The sequence below is a fragment of the Pseudomonas sp. ICMP 3272 genome, from assembly GCF_001466905.1.
Lineage (GTDB): Bacteria > Pseudomonadota > Gammaproteobacteria > Pseudomonadales > Pseudomonadaceae > Aquipseudomonas > Aquipseudomonas amygdali.
Genome location: NZ_LKEK01000111.1, coordinates 1 through 1,694, shown reverse-complemented (window position 1 = coordinate 1,694; position 1,694 = coordinate 1). Strand labels below are relative to the sequence as shown.

Annotated in this window: 1 pseudogene; it reads left to right on the top strand. The window is 60.7% G+C overall.

The features are described 5' to 3' along the window. A pseudogene (locus tag AO068_RS25125) lies at positions 1 to 1,694 on the top strand (AMP-binding protein); the annotation flags it as partial.

Here is a 1,694-nt window from a genome sequence, read left to right as displayed (position 1 = left end):
TGCTCGACGTGTTTCTGGAGCACCGCTCAACCCGCGACTTCCCGCAACTGCGCCGCGTACTGTGCAGCGGTGAGGCTTTACCTCGCGCGTTGCAGCGCCGCTTCGAGCAACACCTCAAGGGCGTTGAACTGCACAACCTGTATGGCCCGACCGAAGCAGCCATCGACGTTACTGCGTGGGAATGCCGCCCGACGGATCCGGGCGACAGCGTGCCCATCGGCCGTCCGATAGCCAACATTCAGATGCACGTACTGGATGCCCTGGGCCAGCTGCAACCGCTGGGTGTGGCCGGTGAGCTGCACATTGGCGGCATCGGCGTGGCAAGAGGTTATTTGAACCAGCCGCAGCTGAGTGCCGAGCGTTTCATCGCCGACCCGTTTTCCAGCGATCCGCAGGCCCGCCTGTACAAAACCGGCGACGTGGGCCGCTGGCTGACCAACGGCGCGCTGGTGCGGCTTGCGTATCGAGATCGGCGAAATCGAGGCCGCTCTGGCCAAACACCCTGCGGTCCACGAAGCGGTGGTCACTGCTCGTGAAGATGTGCCGGGCGATAAACGCTTGGTAGCTTATTACACCCTGATAGCAGAGCATGCTTCGGTAGACATCGACAGCTTGCGCGATTCGCTGCAGGAACAACTGCCGGCCTACATGATCCCGATGGCCTATGTGCTGCTCGACTCAATGCCACTGACGCCGAACGGCAAGCTGGATCGCAAGGCGCTGCCAGCACCAGACGGTGATGCACTGATCAGTCGTGGCTACGAAGTGCCGCAAGGCGAAACCGAAGAGCAGATCGCGGCTATCTGGCAAGACCTGCTGGGCATTGAGCAGGTAGGCCGTCACGACCATTTCTTCGAACTGGGCGGCCACTCACTGCTGGCCGTCTCGCTGATCGACCGTCTGCGCAAGCAGGGCCTGAGTCTCAGCGTAAACACTGTATTCACTGCGCCCAGCGTGCGCGAAATGGCCTTGGCCATCAGCCAGGACAAACAAGCCTTGTTCCAGGCACCGGCTAACCGCATCCCGGCCGACTGCACGCAATTGACGCCAGAGATGTTGCCGCTGGTGGAGCTAAGCGTTGATGAGATTGAACTGATCACCTCCGCCGTTCCGGGTGGAGCCACCAATGTCCAGGACATCTACCCGCTGGTACCGCTTCAAGAAGGCATCCTGTTCCATTACCTGCTGAATCATGAACGCGACGCCTACCTGGTGCGCTCGACGATCGAGTTCGACAGCCGTTCGCGTCTTGACGCCTTTCTTGAAGGGCTGCAAACAGTTATCGATCGCCATGATGTGCTGCGCAGTTCTGTGCATTGGACCGGCCTGCCGCAAGCGGTGCAAGTGGTGCACCGCCAGGCGCAATTGCCGGTACACACACTCACGCTGACGCCGGATGAAGACGCGCTCAGTCAGGTGGATCGTCTCACTGATCCAGGTCGTCTGCGCCTGGACCTGCGACAGGCACCGCTGCTATCGGCCTACATTGCTGGCGACCCACACTCGGATCGTTGGCTACTGGCGCTGATTGATCACCACATGATCAGCGACCACATCGACCACACCACCCTGGAACTCATAGTCGAAGAAATTCGCCTGCTGATGCAAGGCCAGAGCGCAGACCTGCTGCCACCGCAGCCTTATCGGGAGTTTGTCGCACAGGCCCTCGCCAGCCCTTCAAGTGCCCACGAAGC